General features: G+C 60.5%; 16 protein-coding genes. 5 read left to right on the top strand and 11 right to left on the bottom strand.

What is annotated here, in order from left to right:
- Positions 1-113 precede the first annotated feature (113 nt).
- Positions 114-1,421 (top strand): IS4 family transposase, encoded by a 1,308-nt coding sequence (locus BFP92_RS04490; RefSeq protein ID WP_083221687.1) that lies wholly within the window; start codon positions 114-116, stop codon positions 1,419-1,421.
- Positions 1,422-1,582: 161 nt separating this feature from the next.
- Here BFP92_RS04490 and BFP92_RS04485 read toward each other — a convergent pair whose 3' ends face one another.
- From BFP92_RS04485 to BFP92_RS04440, 10 genes are all read right to left on the bottom strand, one after another.
- Positions 1,583-3,286, bottom strand: a complete 1,704-nt coding sequence (locus BFP92_RS04485; protein WP_065912149.1) for an AMP-binding protein — start codon at positions 3,284-3,286, stop codon at positions 1,583-1,585.
- 31 nt (positions 3,287-3,317) lie between these two features.
- A complete protein-coding gene (locus BFP92_RS04480) occupies positions 3,318-4,616 on the bottom strand; it encodes an acetyl-CoA C-acetyltransferase (RefSeq protein ID WP_065912147.1) in 1,299 nt (432 codons plus the stop codon).
- A complete protein-coding gene (locus tag BFP92_RS04475; protein WP_065912143.1) occupies positions 4,613-5,503 on the bottom strand; it encodes a MaoC/PaaZ C-terminal domain-containing protein in 891 nt (296 codons plus the stop codon). Before BFP92_RS04475 ends, BFP92_RS04480 begins: the two co-directional genes overlap by 4 nt.
- A 3-nt stretch (positions 5,504-5,506) precedes the next feature.
- Positions 5,507-6,850 carry a 3-oxoacyl-ACP reductase gene (locus tag BFP92_RS04470; RefSeq protein WP_065912142.1) on the bottom strand — a complete coding sequence of 448 codons (1,344 nt, stop codon included), beginning with the start codon at positions 6,848-6,850 and terminating at the stop codon, positions 5,507-5,509.
- A 111-nt stretch (positions 6,851-6,961) separates the two neighbouring features.
- Positions 6,962-9,487, bottom strand: coding sequence for an acyl-CoA dehydrogenase (locus BFP92_RS04465; RefSeq protein WP_065912140.1), 2,526 nt, complete (start codon positions 9,485-9,487; stop codon positions 6,962-6,964).
- Positions 9,488-9,758: 271 nt separating this feature from the next.
- On the bottom strand, positions 9,759-11,204 hold the full coding sequence (locus tag BFP92_RS04460; RefSeq protein WP_065912138.1) for an outer membrane protein transport protein: 1,446 nt from the start codon (positions 11,202-11,204) through the stop codon (positions 9,759-9,761).
- Between the two features lie 123 nt (positions 11,205-11,327).
- Positions 11,328-11,840, bottom strand: a complete 513-nt coding sequence (praB, locus tag BFP92_RS04455; protein ID WP_065912136.1) for an alkane oxidation protein activator PraB — start codon at positions 11,838-11,840, stop codon at positions 11,328-11,330.
- Between the two features lie 134 nt (positions 11,841-11,974).
- A complete protein-coding gene (gene praA / locus BFP92_RS04450; RefSeq protein ID WP_065912133.1) occupies positions 11,975-12,469 on the bottom strand; it encodes an alkane oxidation protein activator PraA in 495 nt (164 codons plus the stop codon).
- A gap of 134 nt (positions 12,470-12,603) precedes the next feature.
- Positions 12,604-13,884: an alkane 1-monooxygenase gene (locus BFP92_RS04445; RefSeq protein ID WP_065912131.1), complete on the bottom strand. Its 1,281-nt coding sequence runs from the start codon at positions 13,882-13,884 to the stop codon at positions 12,604-12,606.
- Positions 13,885-14,167: 283 nt separating this feature from the next.
- A complete protein-coding gene (locus BFP92_RS04440; RefSeq protein WP_065912129.1) occupies positions 14,168-15,166 on the bottom strand; it encodes an alpha/beta fold hydrolase in 999 nt (332 codons plus the stop codon).
- Positions 15,167-15,441: 275 nt separating this feature from the next.
- Here BFP92_RS04440 and BFP92_RS04435 point away from each other — a divergent pair, with 275 nt between their 5' ends.
- From BFP92_RS04435 to BFP92_RS04425, 3 genes are read left to right on the top strand one after another with little or no spacing between them, the layout of a single operon-like run.
- Complete coding sequence (locus BFP92_RS04435; protein ID WP_065912127.1) at positions 15,442-16,980, top strand: flavin-containing monooxygenase; 1,539 nt, start codon at positions 15,442-15,444, stop codon at positions 16,978-16,980.
- Positions 16,977-17,867: an SDR family NAD(P)-dependent oxidoreductase gene (locus BFP92_RS04430; RefSeq protein ID WP_065912124.1), complete on the top strand. Its 891-nt coding sequence runs from the start codon at positions 16,977-16,979 to the stop codon at positions 17,865-17,867. Before BFP92_RS04435 ends, BFP92_RS04430 begins: the two co-directional genes overlap by 4 nt.
- A gap of 15 nt (positions 17,868-17,882) precedes the next feature.
- Complete coding sequence (locus BFP92_RS04425; protein ID WP_065912122.1) at positions 17,883-18,737, top strand: metal-dependent hydrolase; 855 nt, start codon at positions 17,883-17,885, stop codon at positions 18,735-18,737.
- Here BFP92_RS04425 and BFP92_RS04420 read toward each other — a convergent pair.
- The gene (locus BFP92_RS04420; RefSeq protein ID WP_065912120.1) at positions 18,728-20,800 is read right to left on the bottom strand and encodes an EAL domain-containing protein; all 2,073 of its coding nucleotides are present in this window, start codon (positions 20,798-20,800) and stop codon (positions 18,728-18,730) included. The two genes, BFP92_RS04425 and BFP92_RS04420, sit on opposite strands and share 10 nt — an antisense overlap.
- 295 nt (positions 20,801-21,095) lie before the next feature.
- On the opposite strand from BFP92_RS04420, the gene BFP92_RS04415 reads away from it, so the two are divergent.
- Positions 21,096-21,425 carry a DUF6388 family protein gene (locus BFP92_RS04415; protein WP_056859237.1) on the top strand — a complete coding sequence of 110 codons (330 nt, stop codon included), beginning with the start codon at positions 21,096-21,098 and terminating at the stop codon, positions 21,423-21,425.
- The last annotated feature ends 8 nt before the right edge of the window (positions 21,426-21,433 follow it).

Genomic DNA, 21,433 nt, shown 5'->3' with positions numbered 1-21,433 from the left:
AGCCATGCCTTTCAAGGTCTTGGTTTAAAATCCCCCAAAACTTCAGTCAGGATGACGAAACGATGTGGGAAAAGGTTCTAGAGCGGTTCGAAAAACAAGCACCAGCCAGTGTCATGACCAAGCTGGTATTGGAGCAGGCCGTACCTGCCGAATGGGTTGATAAGGTGTTCGATGATCACCGTCAACGGCAGTACTCCCGTGAGCTTCTGTTTTCATCTGTTGTTGAGTTGATGTCCCTGGTTTCATTGGGCTTGAGGCCATCCTTGCACGCAGCGGCGCGCAAGGCTGAGGGGCTTTCGGTCAGCCTTACAGCGCTCTATGACAAGATCAATCGAACCGAACCCGAGCTGCTTCGGGCCCTGATTTCAGGCAGCGCGGAGCGTTTGGAACCCACTGTCAAAACACTCGGCCATTCATCGATTCTCCCCGGCTGGCAGTTACGTATTGTCGATGGCAATCACCTGCCAGCCACACAAAAACGCCTCGGCCCTTTGCGCACTGAGCGCGGCGCAGCGCGCCCAGGGTTTTCAGTGGTGGCCTACGATCCTGATCTGGATTTAGTCGTTGATCTCCAGCCCTGGGAAGATGCCTACGCCAGCGAACGGGTCAGTGTTCTTCCGTTGCTGGCCCGCGCTTGCGCGGGCCAGCTGTGGATGGCTGATCGACTTTACTGCACGCTGCCCGTCCTACAAGCCTGCGAGGACACAGGGGCTTCGTTCATTGTTCGCCAACCCAGCAAGCATCCACGCTTGATCCAGGAAAGCGACTGGCAAGAGTCAGGAATCGTCGATAGCGGCACCGTTCGCGAACAAATCATCGAAGTGAAAGGTGGCCGCCGCTGGCGGCGCGTTGAGTTAAGCCTGCAAACGGCAAATGACTCAGGTGAATCACTGATGTGGTTCTGGAGCAATTTGCCTGACACCATTAGTGCCCAGCAGATAGCCGATTTATACCGTCGTCGCTGGAGTATTGAGGGGATGTTTCAGCGCCTTGAGTCGGTACTGGACAGTGAAATTACAAGCCTTGGTAGCCCGAAAGCCGCGCTACTGGGCTTCGCCTCGGCGGTTCTGGCTTACAACGTTTTGTCGGTTCTAAAGCGTAGCGTTGAGCAGGCGCACCGAGATACACAGCCACAGGGTTGGGAAGTTTCGATTTTCCACTTGGCGGTGCATGTTCGCAGTGATTATCAGGGAATGCAGATCGCATTGCCTACGGAAAATTTCCCTCTTGAAAAGACCTCGCAAGGGCTGGCAGAGCGGTTGTTGGCCCTGGCGAGGTTGATCAAACCCAAGGCCGTCGCAAAAAGTCCTCGCGGTCCTAAGGTCGCAAAACCTAAGGAGTGGCTGGAAGGTAAGGCTGCACGGGTCCATGTCTCAACAGCTCGGGTGCTCAAGGCTGCCAAGTCGGATAAACAGACTTAAACACTGCTTTAAATGAGTTCTTAAACGCAGACCTTGAAAGGCATGGCTGTAAGAGCGGAACCATAAGCCGCCGTTACCCGAATAACGGATATGTACACCGACAAACCGCCATCGCAGGCAAGCCAGCTCCCACACTTAAAGCCCCTAACCCTCAAATCAAATCAACGCAACGCCCGCCGCAGTACCTTACCCACCGTAGTCTTGGGCAACTCAACACTGCGAAACTCCACATACTTGGGCACCTTGTACCCCGTGAGATATTCCCGGCAATGGGCCAGGATCTGCTCCTGGGTCAAGCTCGGGTCCTTGCGTACCACAATGATCTTGACCTTCTCCCCCGTCACCGGATCTTCCACCCCGATCGCCGCCACTTCCCCCACACCGGGATGCAAGGCCACCACGTCTTCAATCTCATTGGGATACACGTTAAACCCCGACACCAGGATCATGTCCTTCTTGCGGTCCACCAGACGAATATACCCACGCTCATCCATCACCCCGATGTCCCCGGTGGAGAGCCAGCCCTCCGCATCCAGCACTTCAGCCGTTTCCTTGGGCCGCTTCCAGTACCCCTGCATCACCTGCGGGCCACGCACTTGCAGTTCACCCTGCTCGCCAATCTCCGCCAACTCGCCATCCTCACGCATAAACCGCACCCAGGTCGACGGCAGCGGCACGCCGATGCTGCCGGTGAATTCCATCTCGCGCATGCGCGCAATGTTGATCGGGCTGATGCTCACCACCGGCGAGCACTCCGTCAGCCCATAGCCCTCGATGATCGGCAACCCAGTCACCTCCTTCCAGCGCTTGGCCACCGCCGTGTGCGTGGCCATGCCGCCCGCAATCACCATGCGCAAGTCAGAGAAATCCCGCGCACAGAACTCCTTGTTTTCGAGCAAGCCGTTAAACAAGGTGTTGACCCCGGCGATGCCATTGAAGCGTTCCTTGCGCAAAATCATCTGCACCCGTTTCACGTCCCGTGGGTTGGCAATCAGGATGTTGCGCCCGCCCAGGCACATGAACATCAGGCAGTTCACCGTCAGCGAAAAGATGTGATACAGCGGCAGCAAGGTCACGTTGGTTTCCTGCTTGTCCTGATCCAACTGATCACCGACCCAGGCCTTGGCTTGCAGCAGGTTGGCGATGATATTGCGGTGGCTGAGCATCACGCCCTTGGCATCGCCGGTGGTGCCGCCGGTGTATTGCAGAAACGCCAGTTCATCGAGGTGCATCTCCACCGGAAAATGGTTCAGCGCCCGCCCCTGTTTCAACACGTTGTTGAACCGCACTGCGCCAGGCAGATGAAATTTTGGCACCTGCTTTTGCACGCGACGCAGGATAAAGTTCATCGCCGCGCCCTTGAAGGTGCCCAGCAGATCGCCAATGGCCGCCACCACCACGCGTTTGACACGGCTGCCCTGCGCGACTTTTTCAAAGGTATGGGCGAAGTTTTCAAAGATCACCAGGGTTTCGGCTTCGCTGTCCTTGAGCAAATGCTTGAGCTCATGGGAGGTGTACAACGGGTTGACGTTGACCACCACCGCGCCGGCCAGGATCGTGCCCAACAGGCAGATCGGATACTGCAAGCAGTTGGGCATCATCAGTGCCACCCGGTCGCCCTTTTTCACGCCCTGGCCCTGTAACCACGCGGCGAACGCCTGGCCTTGCACCTGCCAGTCGGCGTAGGTCATTTCGGTGCCGATGCTGACGTAGGCGACCCGCTCGCGGAATTTTTCCAGGTGCTCCAGGAACACCTCGCGCAGCGACGGGTACGCCTCGATACCGGCCTCGATGTCCGCCGGCACGCCCGGCAAGTAGGCGTTCAACCAGACCCGTTCGGTGTGTTCCTGGCTTACAGCGTTCATGGCAGTCTCCTTATTGTTGTTTTTGATCAGGCTATTTTTCGACGATGGCGGTAATGCCCAGCCCGCCGGCTGCACAAATCGAAATCAGGCCGCGCCCACCCCCGTTTTCATGGATGGTTTTGGCCAGCGCCGCCAGTTGCCGGCCACCGGTGGCGGCGAACGGATGGCCACAGCCCAGGGAGCCACCGTTGACGTTCATCTTGCTGCGGTCGATGGCGCCCAGTGGCGCCTCCAAGCCTAGACGCTCGCGGCAATACTCGGGGTCTTCCCACGCCTTGAGCGTGCACAGCACCTGGGCGGCAAAGGCTTCGTGAATTTCAAAGAAATCGAAGTCGGCAAACCCCAGGCCCTCGCGTTTGAGCATGCGCGGCACGGCATACGCCGGGGCCATCAACAAGCCTTCGGTGCCGTCGACAAAGTTCACCGCAGCGGTTTCGCCGGTACGCAGGTAGGCCAATACCGGCAAACCCTGTTCGGCCGCCCAGGCTTCGCTGGCCAGCAAGACCACCGAGGCGCCATCGGTCAGCGGCGTGGAGTTGCCCGCCGTCAGCGTGCCGTTCTGGCGATCATAGGCGGGCGAAAGGCCGGCGAGCTTCGCAAGGCTGGTGTCGGCACGCAGGTTGTTGTCGCGTGCCAGCCCGCGATAAGGGCTGATCAGGTCATCGAAAAAGCCACGCTTATAGGCCGCATCCAGGCGCTGGTGGCTGGTGAGGGTCAGTTCATCCTGGGCCAGCCGTTTGATCTGCCAGCGCTTGGCCATTGCTTCGCAGTGCTCGCCCATGGACAAACCGGTGCGCGGCTCGCCATTGCGCGGCAGCAACGGCTTGAAAAACATCGACGGACGCACCTTCAGCAAGGTCTTCACCTTGGCGCCCATGCCCTTGGCGCGATTGGCCGCCAGCAAGGTGTGGCGCAGCGATTCGTTGATACCGATGGGCGCATCCGAGGTGGTGTCGGCGCCACCGGCGATGCCCACTTCGATCTGGCCAAGCGCAATTTTGTTGGCCACCAGCAAGGCCGCTTCCAGCCCGGTACCGCAGGCTTGTTGCACGTCGTAGGCCGGCGTGTCAGGTGACAATGTGGTGGACAGCAACGCCTCACGCGCCAGGTTGAAGTCCCGCGAATGCTTGATCACCGCACCCGCAGCAAACTCGCCCAGGCGCTGGCCGTGCAGGTTATAGCGCTCGACCAGACCTTGCAGGGCCGCCACCAGCAGGTCCTGATTGCTGTCGTGGGCATACACGGTGTTGGAGCGGGCAAACGGGATACGGTTGCCGCCGATAATCGCCACACGGCGGGTCGGGGCCGGGTTGAAACTGTAGTCACTCATTCGTGGCTCTCTTTCCAAATAAATAGCCCACGCATATGCGGTTTATCACCGGCACCATTGCGCACTTCGAACTCACGGCGCGGCCCGGTCACCGGGCGGCTCCACAGCGCAACCTGGCCGGGCAGGAAGATCGGCAGCTTGAAGTCGCAATGCGCCTGGGCCTGATCCAGGCCGCCCGGCGGTTGCTGCGCCGCCAGTGCGCGGCCCAGGGTCCACATGCCATGGGCGATGGCACGGCGAAAGCCGAAGATTTTGGCGCCGATCACCGAGGTGTGAATCGGGTTGAAATCCCCCGAGACCTTGGCAAACCGGCGCCCCAGGTCGGCGGGCAGCACCCAGCGCTGGGTGCGCAACAGGCCGTCTTCCTGCAAGGGCAACACGTCTTCCCAGGGTTCTCCGACCGGGCTTTTGACGTCGCGGCGCAGGTACAGGCTGTCGCTTTGCCACACCAGCGTATCCGCCGCAAAGGCGCGGGTGGCGATGCTCAGCGCCTGGCCCTTGGGGTGCGCCACCCAGCGTTCGCAATCCACTTCCAGGCGCAGGGCCTGGCCTTCGTGCAAACGCTGGTGCTGACGAATGCGATTGGCCAGGTGCACCATGCCACTGGCCGGGTACGGAAAGCTTGGCCGGGTCAGCAACATCAGGTGCAAGGGGAACGCCAGCACGTGCGGATAAGACAGTGGCACGCCCTGCTCACGGCGAAACCCGCAGGCGCGGCCATAGGCTGCAATGCCTGGTGCGCTCAGCTCCACCGCCGAGCGCACCAGGCGCGCGGTGGGCAGCGGCGGCGGCCCGTCGAGCTTGGGTTTGCGCAGTGCGCGCACGCCGTCCAGCAACAGCTGGGTGCGCGACGGTGGCGGGTCGATGATCTGCGTCACATAGTCCATGGCTCAGGCTCCCAACAGGCTTTGGCCGCACACGCGCACCACCTGGCCATTGACGCCGCCGGACGCCGGGTGCGCCAGCCAGGCGATGGTCTCGGCCACATCGATCGGCTGCCCGCCCTGGGACAACGAGTTCATGCGCCGCCCGGCCTCACGGATCATCAGCGGGATTTTCGCGGTCATCTGGGTTTCGATAAACCCTGGCGCCACCGCATTCACCGTGACGTGCAGCGCGGCCGCCTGAGGTGCCAGGCCCTGCACCAGGCCAATCACGCCCGCCTTGGAGGTGGCGTAGTTGCTTTGCCCAAGGTTGCCGGCGATACCGGAAATCGACGACACGCACACAATCCGCCCGCCGGGGTTCAAGCCCTGCCCCTCCAACAATGCGCTGCTGAGCTGCAACGGCGCTTCGAGGTTGACCGCCAGCACACTGCGCCAGGCGGCTTCGGTCATCTTGGCGATGGTTTTGTCGCGGGTGATCCCGGCGTTGTGCACCACCACATCAAACGCGCCGTATTGGCTGACATGCGCCTGCAACAGCGCGGCCGCATCGGCTGCGGTGATGTCCAGCGGCAAGGCCGAGCCGTTCACACTGTCGGCGGCTTGAAGCAGCGCCGCCTGGGCCTGGGGCACGTCAACGCACACCACATGAGCACCGTCGCGGGCCAGCACCTGGGCAATTGCCAGCCCAATGCCACGGGAGGCGCCGGTGACCAGGGCACGGCGACCGGCGAAGGGTTTGTCCCCGTTCACCGCCACCTGGGCGTCCACGGGTTTTTCCAGGCGCACCACCTGGCCCGACACATAGGCCGAGCGGCGTGACAAAAAGAACCGCAGGCTGCTGTCCAGCGCGTCTTCGGCGCCCGGCGCCACGTAGATCAATTGCACCGTGATCGCCCGACGCAATTCCTTGGCCAGCGAGCGCACCAGCCCTTCAAGGGCACGCTGGGCGATGGCCTGGGGCAAGTCCTGGCAATGTTCCGGCGCGGTGCCGAGCACCACCACGCGGCCGTGCTGGCCGAGGCGCTTGGCATTGGCGTGGAAGAACAGGTAGAGCTCGTCGAGTTGGTGCAGGTCGAGCACCGCCGTGGCGTCGAATACCGCGCCCTGCACCTTGACCGTAGACGGCGCCTTGAGGGTTGCCGGCGTGGCGACGACGGTGTCGGTGTCTTTGAAGAGCTGTTGCACCTGCGCACCCAGGCGCCCTGCCCCGGCGACAATCACCGGGTTGGCCAGGCCCTGCTGGCCGCTGCGGTGGCGTTGCAATGGCAAGGGTTGCGGCAGGCCAATGGCCTGGGCCAGGCGTCGGCCCCAGGGGGAATTGACGAAGGATAGGTAGTTGTCACTCATAAAACATTCTTTCCCTGTAAACCCGATCCAGTGTGGGAGCTGGCTTGCCTGCGATAGCGGTGTGCCAGGTAAACCGCTATCGCAGGCAAGCCAGCTCCCACACTGACCGTGTTAACTAACTGAGGCGTTTTCGCTTTGGCTGCTGCGGCGTTTGGTCGTCGGCTCCAAGGCTTGCTTGCGCTGTTGCAAAGCCTCCAACAAGCCAAAATCCTGCGGAAAATCGTCGACCTGAATACCGTGGTCGGCATATTCCACATAACGCCCGAGCAAGCTGTCTTCCTCATCGCTGATCAGGTCCAGCGCCCGCGCCTTGACGCGCCAGGCGGTGAAGGCGGTGGCGGAAATCGGCATCGGTTCGATCAGGCCTTGCTTGATCGCAGGCTTGAGCCGCGCTTCGATCAGCTCCACCTGCGGTAACAACCGGAAGCCCAATTCGCCATAGGCCAGCTTGTCGATTTCCGGGCGCGGGATGTAGGAATTGGCCAGCAAGCGGTCGCGGGTTTCGCCGGGGGTTTGCACCACGTCGGCCACTTGGGCCAGCAGGCGGTCCGAGGGTTTGTGCAGGGGAATACCGAACGGAAAACTCAAGGCACGCACCACGGCTGCCGCCGGTTTCGACGGGTAGTTGTCGAGCACTTCGGCCAGGGCTTCATGGGCGCGCAACAACGCGTCCTGGGCCGACCAGTGCACCAGCGGCAAGTCGGACTGAGGCCGACCGTCGTCCTCAAAACGCTTGAGCACGCAGGACAAGATGTACAGCTGCGACAGAATATCGCCCAGGCGCCCGGTGATACTTTCCTTGCGCTTGAGCGCACCGCCGAGCACGCCCATGGACACATCCGAGATCAACGCCAGCACCACCGACAGCCGATTGGCCTGGCGGTAGTAGGACGCCAGCGCCGGGTCGGTCTTGGCCGGTGCGGCAAGCAGCCGCCCGCCGGTCAGCGAATGCACCGCAGCGCGCACGGTATTGGCCAGCACAAAACTCAGGTGGCCGAACATCGCGCTGTCAAAGGCTTCCAGGGCTTTGCGCCGATCCGGGTTGTGCGCCGCTTCCATCTCGCGGAACACATACGGATGGCAACGAATCAGCCCCTGACCAAAGATGATCAGGCAGCGGGTCATGATGTTCGCGCCCTCTACCGTGATCGCAATCGGGCTTTGCTGGTAGGCGCGGGCCAGGAAGTTGTTGGGGCCCATGCAGATGCCTTTGCCGGCCACGATGTCCATGCCGTCATTGACGATCATCCGCGCGCGCTCGGTGACGTGGTACTTGGCAATCGCCGAGATCACCGAAGGCTTTTCACCCGCATCCAAAGACGCCACCGAGACCTTGCGCACCGCATCACAGGCATACAGATGCCCGGCCATGCGCGCCAAGGGCGCCTGCACGCCTTCGAACTTGCCGATGGGCAGGCCGAACTGTTTGCGCATCGCCGCATAAGCCGTGGTGCCGCGTACCGCCACCTTGCCCAGGCCGACATTGGCCGACGGCAGCGAAATCGCGCGCCCGGCCGCCAGGCATTCCATCAGCATGCGCCAGCCATTGCCGACCTGTTCGCGGCCGCCAATTACCCACTCCAGCGGAATGAACACATCCTTGCCGGTAGTCGGCCCGTTCTGGAACACCGCGTTCAGCGGCCAATGCCGACGCCCACTGTTCACGCCAGGATGGGAGGTGGGGATCAACGCGCAGGTAATCCCCAGTGATCCGGCCTTGCCGAGCAGACCGTCCGGGTCTTCGGCGCGAAAGGCCAGGCCCAGCACCGTGGCAATCGGGCCAAGGGTGATATAGCGCTTGTCCCAGGTCACTTTGAAACCCAGCACTTCCTCGCCTTCGTGCACGCCTTTGCAGACGATGCCCAGGTCTGGAATCGCCCCGGCATCCGAGCCAGCATACGGGCTGGTCAGGGCAAAGCACGGGATGTCTTCGCCGCGTGCCAGGCGCGGCAAATAGTAATTGCGCTGGGCATCGGTGCCGTAATGCAGCAGCAGTTCCGCCGGGCCGAGGGAGTTGGGCACCATCACCGAAATCGCCGCCGCCGAGCAGCGCGTCGACAGCTTCATCACCACCTGCGAATGCGCATAGTGAGAGAAGCCTTTGCCGCCGTACTGCTTGGGAATGATCATGCCCAGGAACCCGGCGTCCTTGGTGTACTGCCAGCCTTCGGGCGACATGTCCTGCCAGACCTGGGTGGTTTCCCAGTCGTTGGCGATGTCGCAGAGGGTTTCCACTTCGTTGTCGAGGAACGCCTGTTCTTCAGCGCTCAGGCTGGCCGGCGCGGCTTGCAGCAGACGCTGCCAATTCGGCTTGCCGCTGAACAGCTCAGCGTCCCACCACACGGTGCCGGACTCGATGGCCGCGCGCTCGGTGTCGGACATCGCCGGCATGATCGTGCGAAACAGGCCCAGGGCCTTGCTGGTGAGCAGTGTGCGGCGCAGCGGTTTGATCGTCATCAGCACGGCGGGCAGTACCACCAGGATGGCTGCGACGCTGACGCCAACGCCTGCGACCATATTGAACAGATAACCAAGCGCCAGCCAGACCAGGCCGACGCCCAGCCACAGGGCTGCGGCGGCTTGTCGATAGGCCAGGGCAATCGCGGCGGCGACACCCATCAATAACCAGATAACCATGGGGATACCTCTACTCAATTCAGGGTATGGCATGCGCGTCGCTCGTTCAGGATGAACGAGGGCGTAAAGCCACACTACAAACTTGAAAGGATAAATTCAAATTTTGTTTTGAAATTTTTATTTAATTCATACGCAAAAAAATAGGCTGATCGAATCAGCCGGTTTCTGCATCGGGAAAACTACAAAAACGGAGCATGTACAGCACGGGTGTGAAGCGCCAGAAAGATGCGCCGACTGACCACTTCACACCTGAGCACGCACAGATTGTGGGTTAGAACTTATAAGTGGCCGACAGGCTAACCACCTCCCCTTTGCTGTCCACCTTGCCATCCAGGCGCGCAGCCCCAAGGCGATCTTCGTTGACAGTCTTGAGCTTGACCTCTTGTACAAACTGCCGCGAGTAGGCGCCGTCAACACTCAAGCCTGGAACCGCTTTGATGTTGTAGCCAAAACCCAACGAGGCGAAATAACGATCACCGTCAGGAATGCGCGGATCCCGCGTGGAGTCACGGGTAGGCGTTTGATCATAGGCAACACCGGCACGCAGGGTGAAATCGTCAGTGAGCTTATAGTCGCCGCCCAGCGAGTACATCATCACGTCTTTGTACTTGTAGGGAATCGACACAATGGTATTGCCGTCAGACTTCAACGTCAGGGCCTTGAAGGAAGACCACTGGGTCCACAAGGCACTGGCGCCCAGGGTGAAGCGGTCATTGAACACGTGTACCCAATCGATGGCAGCGGTCGCCGGGATGTCCAGTTGCGTGCTGGCGTTGGCACCGTCCGGGAACAGTTTCAAGCCTGGGTAAGCGCGCTCAACCAGCGTCAAGCCGTCGCCGCCTGCGTCAGTCATCAGTAACCGACTGCCTGGGTCGGCATTGAATTTGTACTTGCCCTCCAGCTTGTTCTTGATTTTGGCGTGGTAGTTGAAGCCAACGGTATCCTGGTCGGTGGGTTTCCACGCCATGCCGCCAAACCAACCCACAGACGTATTATCGACCTTGACCCGAATCAGCGATTGGCCCACCCCGGATGGAAAGGGAATACCAAAGCCGCCCAGCCCCGGTGACACTGCCGCGGCTGCGTACAAGTCGACGTTCTGGCTGACAAACCCACTCGTATGCTGAACGATGGCGCCGCCACCGATAGAGAACTGGTCATTAACTTTGAAGGACAGCGAACCGGTCAGGCCCACGGTTTCGATTTTGGTGTCCACGGCAAAATCGCGGCCTTTCCAATCCGGGTCCCAGGTCGACTTCATCCCCTGGGGCACCACCTGGCTCAGACCAACACTGAAGCGATCGTTAATCGGTATCACCAGGAACCCGGTCGGCAGCCAAGCGGTGAACCCGCCTTCGCCACCGTCACCCGTACGCGGCGTAGAGGTAACGCCGCCAAATTCGTCCAACACCCCTACAGAGGCAGGGTCGCCTTTGTAATCAGTGGCATTGCCTTTGAACTTGATATTGACGCGCGCATAAATGACGTTTTGCTGCGCGATAGTTTGGTCGATAAACGCCATGGCAGCCGGGTTGTTGTACGCCGAAGACGGGTCGTCCTTGAACAACGAACCACCACCGAACGCACGACCCCAACCTTGGGCACCAAATGTAGGAGTCGAGAAGCCGCCGGCCTGCACCGAACCGCCCGCGACCATGAGACCGCCCAACAATGCCAGGCCGATTAACGTCTGGGCCGGTTGTTTCTTATTATTCATGCTCCACTCCTTATTATTTTTATCCACCACGGCCGGGCCTACCGTCCCTGGTTTTCCTCAACAGGTGCCCCGAAAGGAGCACCTGCATTTCAACGTGTGATCATCACGTCCAACGCATTGCTATCAAGGATTTACGGTGATTGCTGGGGTTGGAGCGGCGTTCAGAGCAGTAATCTTGCAGCTGCCGACCGTTTGAGCAGATGGCAGGGTGATGGTGTGGGTGTTGTTGTTGTAGAGCACGTTGATCGTGGTCGGGCCACTGGCGCAGTTGCTGACAATCTTGAAGTTAACACCGGACACGGTACCCGCATACACACCTGCACCCGTGGCGGTGGAGGTTGGCGTCAAGGTCCAAGGCAGACCCAGCAACACCGGCACGCCACAGAGTGGGTTGGCACCACTGACGGTCGCGCCCGTAATAGCAGCGGCGGAACCGTCGGCAGCCACACTACCGGTGAACACGATATTGCAGGAAACAGGCGCACCGAACGACGCCGGCGACGACACCGCAATGGTCCCGGCAGGCGTGGAAAAGCCCGTGCCCGCAGGAGAAATGGTGGCTGCACTCGCCATGGAAGTAGCACCCATGCAAACAGCCAGAGCAGTCAACGACACGAGAGTTTTCAAGCTTTTCATTGTTTTTCCTCACATGTTATGGCGAATCATTTCGCCAGGGGTAATGGCCATGATCGAGAGGTCACGGTGAAACTGCAGAACTTCCCTTTCCAGCCAAATTTCAATGCATCTACCGCTACAGTTTTAGAATTCGTTTATTCGACCACTTTGAAGGTCGGCGGCATCTTGATCGACACCGTCTTGATCTTGCAGTCTTCGCCGATCGGCACATTCGCCGCTTCCAACTTGCCGGTGGCGTTATCCCAGGTACCGTCGGCGGTGGACGGGCCGCACTTGCCGCCTAAACCGAAGGCATGCACATCCACGCTGATGTTCGACATCGAGCCGCTTTTAGTGTCTTTGGCAATGAGTACCCAGGGTAAGTTGATGGCCTCGACACGGCTGCATTTAAGGCCGCCGTCGAATTCAACTTTATCGACATTCACCGACGTGCCATCGGCCGCGACCTTGCCCGCCACCTTGATGGTGCAGTCGGCGCTGATCAGCGCGCCCTTGGAAAAGCTGATCGGGCCTTGGGCCGTAAAGGCGCTGCCGGCCGGCTCGATCCGCGCAGCCTGAGCGTGTTGGTAAACCATCAGGCCCAGTGCGGCCAGGATGACATGGGCGGTAAAGGTGGCAGGGCTTTGCATGGTGTACGTCCTTCCCTTGAAATTATTGTTGTAGGGTCAAACCACTAACTTGCAATAAAACCGATGAATCCCGGGCGAAGAAAGCCTGCGTGGTACACAGACCCCGCGTTCACCCACACACGCGTTAGTTCAGATTAAAACGGTGTCGCGCTGTTGCTGTACTTCTCCAGGTACTTCAACCGCTGTGAGGGTTGAAGGTTGGTCAGGGTGATATCCCCGGCATAGTGATTCAATACACGATGGTCCATGCGACGTCGCCACAAGTACGGCACATAAGCCCAAACAATCATGCTGGCGTAACCGTAAGGCAGTTGCGGCGACTCATCAAAGTGGCGCAACGACTGGTAACTACGGGTCGGGTTGGCATGGTGATCGGAGTGGCGCTGAAGTTGGAACAGAAAGATGTTGGTGACAATCCGATTACTGTTCCACGAATGCCGAGGGGAACAACGCTCATAACGGCCGTTGGGCAACTTCTGACGTTTAAGCCCGTAGTGCTCGACGTAGTTGACCACTTCCAGCAGCGAAAACCCGTAGATGCCCTGGATGATCAGGAACGGAATCACCGCCGCGCCCAGCCAGGCAATCATCGCGCCCCACAACACCAGGCTGTACATCCAGGCGCTGAGCACCGCGTTCTTCCAGTGCAAGGCCGGCAGGCCGAGTTTGCGCAGGCGTTCGCGCTCCAGGTTCCAGGCCGACACGGCGCTGAACCACACCGAACGCGGCAGAAACGCCCAGAAACTCTCACCCAGGCGCGAGCTGGCCGGGTCTTCCGGGGTGGCGACGCGTACATGGTGGCCACGGTTGTGTTCGGTGTAGAAGTGCCCGTAGAAAGTCGGCGCCAGGGTGACCTTGGCCAGGAACACTTCCAGCGGCTTGGGCTTGTGCCCCAACTCGTGGGCGGTGTTGATGGCAATGCCGGTGGCGGCGCCGGTGGACATCGCCATACCCAGGTAGGTGAACCCGCTGACGGCGCCGTGCAACTCAGTGCGCGCGGTAATGAAGGCGGCGGTTTTGGCCAGCCAGCTCGACGGGGCCAGGTGGGCGGTGGCGTTCAACAGACCACCGCTGATGATCCAGTCGATGCCACCGGCGGCGAGCCAGCCGGTGATCACCACCGACGAGATGACGAACAGCACACCGGTGTAGACGATCCAGCGGTAGTAGCTTTGGGATTCGAGGTGGTTGACGGCGGATTCGGGTGGGTTGCTGACGTCTTCACCGAGCAGGCCGTCGATCAGCGGGATAAGGCCGAAGATCACCAGCACACCGACCCACCACAGTTGCTGTACGCCGGTGGTCATCGCCAGGGCGCCGGACAGCAGCGGGGTTGCCAGCGGCATGATGCCGAGCCACCACAGGTGACGCTTGCCATCGGTCCAGACAGCTGGGGTTGCCAGAGTCTGATTCATGGCAGCCTCCGAACGAGGCAGATTGGACATGCGATAAAAGGCGTTTTTTTCATTATTTTATTCGCTCTTAGGCATTTCAAAAATTATTTCAAATTACACATTGAAATAATTTTTTAAAATTAATAGCGCGGAATCGTTAGGTCGTCAACTAGTTTCTCGAAGGCTTTTTTACGTGACCAGGCAGTCTCTTTTTTTGCCGTTTGGTCAGGTGTCTAAAGCAGGCATCGACGCCGTCGAACCGCGAGTCGGGTAGCACAATTTTTTAACTCAGCTGTTTACTCAGCTACTTGCCCACCAAGGCCAATGGCCGTTGCGGCAGCGGGTCGTTTTGCGGCGGCTTGACGCGCTTGGCAATCTGCTCCACCACCGCCACCACGCGCTCTGTGGCGGTAATCGGCAGCATATGGCCCCTGCCCTCCACCACTTGCAGCTTCAAGCCGGGCACCTTGCTCGCCAGGGCCTGCCCGTGCTTCTGGAAGTCCAGCACCTTGTCGCCCGCGCCATAGATCAAGCCGATGGGCAGGGTCAGTTGCGGGTAGCGTTTGACCATGTCCGGCAGGTAATCATTGACCGTGTTGATCTCGGTGGAGGCGGCGTAGAAGTTGTCCGGGCGCATCCCCAACAGGCCGCCGCCACGGGTGGCGAAGTCCGGCGGCGCGGCATCGGGAGCAAACACGCCCTTGACCACTGAACCTTTGGTCAGCAACCCCACGGGCATGGTCAGGGTGTGCGACAGCCAGCGACGCAACCACGCCGGACGCACCGCCAATGACAAAAACACCAACGGCAACAGGCGCTGCGGGTGGGTCAGCGGCGCAACCAGGACCAGGCCCGACACCGCATGCGGATGATCAAGCGCCAATGCCAGGGCAATCGCACCGCCAAGGGAATGCCCCAGCACCAGCGGTTTATCCAGGTCGAGGGTCTTGATAAACGCGGCGATTTGCCGAGCCTGGGCCGGCAGGTCTGCCGCCGTGTGTGCGCCCCGGCTGGAATAACCGGAGCCCGGACGGTCCAGCGTAATCACCCGAAAGCGTTCACGTAATTGCCCGGATAATGCATAAGTGAGGTTGCGACTGCTGCCCATGAGCCCGTGAATCATCACCAGCGGTGGGCCTTTGCCTTCGTCTACATAATGAAAGCGTTCGCCATCGACCTCGACGAAACGCCCGTTAATCGGAACGGTGGCTTCTATGCGCCGTGTCATCCAGGCACTCAAGCCCCACAACAACGCACTGGCACCCACCACCACACCCGCAGCGACAACCCATTCAACCGCCATAGCTCGGTCCTCTGCTTCCCTGCTGCTGCTCCCTGACCGGTATTGGTCAAGGCCTCAGCCACCGTCCACACCCTGGACCCGGACTTGCTGCCCAGCGTGCTCGTCCGTCGGACAAGGCGCACATTGGGAACAAGGTCCTAGCGTAGGCGATATTTTCAGGTAGATTATTTAAAATCTTTTTTAAAATAATTAATTCATTTTTTCTTTGCAATGGTGTTTTATCTAAAAGACAAAACAAAAACAGGAGCACATCTGATGCCCATGAGGGACAGCCTATGAATGCCCACAGTGATTCAATCGACATCGCCATCATCGGCTCGGGCTTTGCCGGCCTGTGCATGGCAATCAAACTCAAGGCAGCCGGGTTTACCGACTTCTTTGTCGCCGAGCAGGCCGACACCCTCGGCGGCACCTGGCGTGACAACCACTACCCCGGTTGCGCCTGTGACGTGCAGTCCCATGTGTATTCGTACTCGTTTGCGCCCAACCCCACCTGGACGCGGCAGTTCGCACCGCAAGCGGAGATCCGCGCCTACCTTGAGCACTGCGCGCAGCGCTTCGAGCTGACGCCCTATTTGCGCTTCGGCATGGGCCTGCAACGTGCGGTGTTTGATGAGCAGCAGCAACGCTGGCACCTGAGCTTCAGCGATGGCCGCGAGGTTAGCGCGCGGGTGCTGGTGTCGGGTATGGGCGGCCTGTCACGCCCGGCGCTGCCGGATATTCCTGGGCTGGACAGCTTCAAGGGCAAACGCTTCCACTCCCAGCACTGGGATCACGACTATTCGTTGAAAGGCAAGCGCGTGGCGGTGATCGGCACCGGCGCCAGTGCGATCCAGTTCGTGCCGCAGATTGCCCCGCAGGTGGCGCACCTGGACCTGTTCCAGCGCACGCCACCGTGGATCATGCCCAAGCCGGATCGCGAGATTTCAAAGGTCGAGCGCTGGGCCTTCAAACACCTGCCGTTTACCCAACGCCTGGTGCGCGGCGCCTTTTACTGGGCGCTGGAAGGCCGCGTGGTGGGCTTTGCCCTGCATCCACGGCTGATGAAGATGGTGCAGAAGATCGCCCTGCGCCACTTGCGCAAACAGGTGGCGCGCCCTTCCCTGCGCAAAACCCTGACGCCGGACTACACCATCGGCTGCAAGCGCGTGTTGATCTCCAATGACTATTACCCGGCGCTGTCACGCAGCAATGTCGAGGTGGTGACCGACACGGTATTGCGCATCGAAGCCGACGGCGTGGTGACCAGCGACGGCATCAAGCACCCGGCCGACTGCCTGATTTTCGGCACCGGCTTCCAGGCCACCGACCCGCTGCCCCGCGACTGCATCATCGGCCGCGACGGCGTCGACCTGATGGACGCCTGGCGCGATGGCGCCCACGCCTATAAAGGCACGACGGTGCCGGGTTATCCCAACCTGTTCCTGATTGTCGGGCCTAACACGGGCCTGGGGCATAACTCGATGATTCTGATGATCGAAGCCCAGGTTACCTACATCCTCGATGCGCTCAAACACATGCAGCACCAGCGCATTGCCACGGTCGAGGTCAAACCCGCCGTCGAGCAGGCCTACAACCAACAGTTGCAGGACAAGCTCAAGCGCACCATCTGGAACACCGGCGGTTGCCAGAGCTGGTACCTGGACCCGCGCACCGGCAAGAACACCACCTTGTGGCCCGGCTCGACCTGGCGTTTCAAACAGGTCACCCGCCACTTTGCGCTCAAGGACTACCTCGCCAACCCGTTGCCGGCCTCTGCGTCGCGCGCGGTTGTCGTGGCCCCGCAACCCACTGCAGAAGGCAGCCTGTCATGAAGTCATTCAAGGGCCGCGTGGCGGCAATCACCGGCGCAGCTTCCGGCATGGGCCGTGCCCTGGCACTCGCACTGGCGCGCGAAGGCTGCCACCTGGCGCTTTCGGACAAGAACAGCCAAGGCCTGGAACAGACCTTGGCGCTGATCAAGTCATCGACCTTGTCGCCGGTCATGATCACCACCCACGTCGTTGATGTGGCCGACCGCCAGGCCATGCAAGACTGGGCCGCACGCTGCGCGGCGGAGCATGGCCAGGTCAACCTGATCTTCAACAATGCCGGCGTGGCGCTGTCGAGTACGGTCGAGGGCGTGGACTATGCCGACCTTGAGTGGATCGTCGGCATCAACTTCTGGGGCGTGGTGCATGGCACCAAGGCGTTTCTGCCACACCTCAAAGCCAGCGGCGAAGGGCATGTGGTCAATACTTCCAGCGTATTCGGCCTGTTTGCCCAGCCGGGCATGAGCGGCTACAACGCGACCAAGTTTGCCGTGCGCGGCTTTACCGAATCCCTGCGCCAGGAACTCGACCTGCAAGGCTGCGGTGTGTCCGCCACCTGCGTGCACCCCGGCGGCATTCGCACCGATATCTGCCGCAGCAGCCGTATCGACGCGAACATGACCGGCTTTCTGATCCACAGCGAGCAACAGGCCCGCGCCGACTTCGAAAAACTCTTCATCACCGACGCCGACCAGGCCGCCAAGGTGATTCTGCACGGTGTGCTCAAGAACAAGCGCCGCGTGCTGATCGGTCGCGACGCGTATTTTCTCGACCTGCTCGCCCGTTGCCTGCCGGCGGCCTATCAAGCCCTTGTGGTCTTCGCCAGCAAGCGTATGGCGCCCAAACCACGCACGCCGGTGTTCGAAACCAACGACGAAACCCGACTCTGAACAGGAGCACGCACCATGCTGCCGATCCGTCGCGATATCCGTTTTGCCTTGCCTGCCGAGCGCATCAAGGACTGGCACGAACAAGGCCCGTTCATCACGCACTTTTTCAACGCGTTGTCGCTGCTGTTTCCCCAGGGCGAGCTGTTTTTCATGGACAGCGTGCGCCACTACCGCCAGCGCATCGACGACCCGGCGCTGAAGAAAGAAATCCAGGGGTTTATCGGCCAGGAGGCCATGCACAGCCGCGAACACGTGGCCTACAACGATCACTTGCAAGCGGCCGGTCTGCCGGCGCACACCCTCGACAAGCGCCTGAAGTTCTTCCTCGACCTGCAAAAGAAACACCTGCCGCCGTCGTTTAACCTGGCGGTGACCATCGCCCTGGAACACTACACCGCGATGCTCGCGGAAATCCTGCTCAGCGACCCGTCGCGTTTTGGCAAGTCACTCAAGGGCTACCAGCAGATGTGGTACTGGCACGCCCTCGAAGAAACCGAGCACAAGGCCGTGGCGTTCGATGTGTGGAACACCGTGATCAAGCCTGGGCCGATGCGCTATCTGTTGCGCACCGGCACCATGTTGACCACCACGCTGCTGTTCTGGCTGGTGGTGTTTGATTTGCACGTGCGCCTGCTGTTGGCCGACCGCAAAGCCGGTGGGCACCTGAAGGGATTCTGGCGCATGCTCAAGTTTCTATACGGACCCAAGGGCGTGTTCCCACGCATGCTGCGGCCGTGGCTGCACTACTTCAAACCGGGCTTTCACCCCTGGGACCATGACAATCGTGCACGGCTGGCGGGTATCGACGCTCTGGTCGAAGAGATCGAACAGACCCAGCGCGAATACGCATCCGCCCACGCTTACAGCTGAGCCGCCGCCCGCCTGCGGACAAAGCCCGGCAGCAGGTCGCCGGGCAGCGCCTTACTGAAATACCAGCCCTGGATAAACAACTCGGTGCCGGTGTTCAAAAAGGCCAACTGCTCGGCGGTCTCCACGCCCTCGACCACCACGCCCAGGTTCAGCGCCTCACAGAAGCGCAGCATGCCGGTCAATACCTGGGCGCCTTTGGGGTCGCGCTGGGCCACCACGAAACTGCGGTCGATCTTGATAAAGTCCACCGGAAACTGGTGCAGATAGCTCAAGGCCGAAAACCCGGTACCGAAGTCATCGATATACACCTTGGCGCCGATCGCCTGGAGCCTCTGGATGGTCTGGCGGGTGGCCTGGAGATCACCGACCAATGCGTCTTCGGTGATTTCCACCGAGACCCGGCCATGGGCCTGGGCGAGAATTTCCACCAGGCGCTCGCCATAGCCGGCCTGGGTCAGCGTGGCGCTGGAAATATTGATGGTCATGGGCAAGTCAAAGCCGATCTTCTGCCACTTCTGATACTGGCGCACGGCCTGGGAGGCCACCCACACATCCACGTCCGGCATCAACCGCGCCTGGGCCAGCCATTGCAGGAATTCCCAGGGCGAATGCACCGTGCCCTGGCTGTCGCGCGCACGCATCAGCGCCTCACAGCCGGTGCACAGGCCGGTGCGGGTCGAGACTTGGGGCTGGAATTCCAGGTAGAACTCGTAATCGCTGATCTGCTGGATACGGCTCAATTCGACGGCCTGACGGGCGGCCGCCTTGTGGGACGCCAACACCGGGTCCAGTTCCAGCAGGCGGCCTTTCTCTTCGAGGCCGCGGAAGGTCATATCCAACGACTTGAGGTACACGGTGCCGCCATCACTGGACTGGCGATGAATCGCGCGCACATAGGGCGCATACACCAGGGTGCCCAGGCCCAATAGCAGTACTTGCAGCACCACTGCCGCGATATCGCCGTGGGTGCTGAGGTAAGCATTGAGCAGCACGGGCGCGGTAAATGGCACGCTGGCCACTGCCGGCGACACCCAGCCCCACTGCACCACCGTCAAGGCCAGCAGGGTGTTGAACGCCGGCACCAGCAAAAACGGGATAAACAAACGCGGGTTGAGGATGATCGGCAAGCCGAACAACAGCACTTCGCTGACATTGAACAACGACAGCGGCAGGCTGGCCATTGCCAGCAAACGCATGGACTGGCTTTTGGAAAACAGCAGGATCGCCAACAGCAAACACAACGCCCCGCCCGACCCACCGATAAATGCGAAAGAGCCGAGCAGGCCACTGTTGAGCAGGTACTTGATCGGCTCACCCGCCGCCAGCGCGGCGCCATTGAGCACCACGGCCTGGTCCAGTACGTCGAACAGCGGCTGCATGGCGTACACACCGTGAATGCCGAAAAACCACAGCAATGAGTTCATCAGGGTGACAAACAACCCGCTGCCATAGGGTGATTGCAGCGCATCCAGTACCTGCGGCCCCTGAAGTTGCGCCACAGAGGGAATCTGCACCAGCAATGACAACACCAGCACCAGCAACAGCGCCGTAATGGCGCCCGGCACCACCATATTGATGGTGCCGCGCAGGTTGTGGCCCACCAGGTCTTCGTTGACCAGGCGCGTCCAGCGAAAGCGGTGCAGCCAGGCGATTGCCGGCACATTCAACAGGGGCGATGCGATGGCGATAAACAACACAAACGTCGCCGATGCGCGCGGGTAGTCACGCAACACAAACGTGGCGACTACCACGTGGGCCAGGCACAAAAATGCCACCGGCAATTGTGGCAGGCGGTGCTGGATGGCGAGCATGTAGCCAATGGAGGCCGCCACCAGCAGCGGAATTACCGAGCTGATCTGGTTATGCAACCCCGACAGAAACGCCACTACCTGCGGATCGAAGCCCAGCGCGTTGGCGCATTCGGACAAGATCAGGAAACCGGCGGACACCAGCAGGCACGGCAGGATCCACAACAAGCCCTCGCGAATAGCGCGTAATGACTCGGTGCTGGCCAAGGCAGCCAGGCGCTGGGTGAGGAAAAGTTTGAACAGCGTTTGCGCCATGCCCCGTCCCTCTGCTCGTATCGCTCGCTGCCCATGCTTGGCAGTGCCCATAAATCCCATGTAACGCTACACGGCCACCTACCGGTAGCGAAAGGCTTTTGCCGCACTACGATTAATTATTCAGAATTAATGTCAGTTTGCGCGATTTGTCGGGGCCGTCGGGCTAGCCTTCAAAACGGTTTTGCCGAAGCCAGGCCAGCGACCCTGGCCGCCTGTATGGCGATTGCCCGCTGACTGATTGCAAAGCCTAGTGCATGCCCCCATCTATTGACTTCATCCAATCAGGAGTAAGCCCTTGTCAGAACCCGGTGATAACCACCAGCGCGCCCTGGACCGTTTCTTGAGTGAACACCCCCAGGTGGCTACACAACTGGACACCCTCAACCCTCTGGCCGCCCAAGCCAAAGGCGAAACCCTCGCGCAGTATCGCGCCGAGCGCTTGCATGAGGCTTTCGAGGCCGAGGCTGAGCGCCAGAATCTGTTTGCCTGGGAGCTGACGCTTAAGTTGACGGCCGAATCGGCCGAAGCCTTTGAGGCTCAGCGCCTGGAAGTGCACAAGGAAGTCGCGCAGATGGCCGGGTTGGGGTGGGAAGAGTACTGCCGGCTGCATGACTTGGCCGGGTAGCTAATGTG

Source organism: Pseudomonas sp. 58 R 3, assembly GCF_900006605.1.
GTDB classification, from domain to species: domain Bacteria; phylum Pseudomonadota; class Gammaproteobacteria; order Pseudomonadales; family Pseudomonadaceae; genus Aquipseudomonas; species Aquipseudomonas salomonii.
This window is presented reverse-complemented; position numbering and strand designations above follow the sequence as displayed.

Bases quoted from the DNA above. Each gene is read 5' to 3' on its own strand.
- praA (WP_065912133.1), bottom strand. From the start codon at position 12,469: ATGCAAAGCCCTGCCACCTTTACCGCCCATGTCATCCTGGCCGCACTG.
- BFP92_RS04470 (WP_065912142.1), bottom strand. From the start codon at position 6,850: ATGAGTGACAACTACCTATCCTTCGTCAATTCCCCCTGGGGCCGACGC.
- BFP92_RS04480 (WP_065912147.1), bottom strand. From the start codon at position 4,616: ATGAGTGACTACAGTTTCAACCCGGCCCCGACCCGCCGTGTGGCGATT.
- praB (WP_065912136.1), bottom strand. From the start codon at position 11,840: ATGAAAAGCTTGAAAACTCTCGTGTCGTTGACTGCTCTGGCTGTTTGC.
- BFP92_RS04490 (WP_083221687.1), top strand. From the start codon at position 114: ATGACCAAGCTGGTATTGGAGCAGGCCGTACCTGCCGAATGGGTTGAT.
- BFP92_RS04445 (WP_065912131.1), bottom strand. From the start codon at position 13,884: ATGAATCAGACTCTGGCAACCCCAGCTGTCTGGACCGATGGCAAGCGT.
- BFP92_RS04460 (WP_065912138.1), bottom strand. From the start codon at position 11,204: ATGAATAATAAGAAACAACCGGCCCAGACGTTAATCGGCCTGGCATTG.
- BFP92_RS04420 (WP_065912120.1), bottom strand. From the start codon at position 20,800: ATGGCGCAAACGCTGTTCAAACTTTTCCTCACCCAGCGCCTGGCTGCC.
- BFP92_RS04440 (WP_065912129.1), bottom strand. From the start codon at position 15,166: ATGGCGGTTGAATGGGTTGTCGCTGCGGGTGTGGTGGTGGGTGCCAGT.
- BFP92_RS04485 (WP_065912149.1), bottom strand. From the start codon at position 3,286: ATGAACGCTGTAAGCCAGGAACACACCGAACGGGTCTGGTTGAACGCC.
- BFP92_RS04425 (WP_065912122.1), top strand. From the start codon at position 17,883: ATGCTGCCGATCCGTCGCGATATCCGTTTTGCCTTGCCTGCCGAGCGC.
- BFP92_RS04465 (WP_065912140.1), bottom strand. From the start codon at position 9,487: ATGGTTATCTGGTTATTGATGGGTGTCGCCGCCGCGATTGCCCTGGCC.
- BFP92_RS04430 (WP_065912124.1), top strand. From the start codon at position 16,977: ATGAAGTCATTCAAGGGCCGCGTGGCGGCAATCACCGGCGCAGCTTCC.
- BFP92_RS04475 (WP_065912143.1), bottom strand. From the start codon at position 5,503: ATGGACTATGTGACGCAGATCATCGACCCGCCACCGTCGCGCACCCAG.
- BFP92_RS04435 (WP_065912127.1), top strand. From the start codon at position 15,442: ATGAATGCCCACAGTGATTCAATCGACATCGCCATCATCGGCTCGGGC.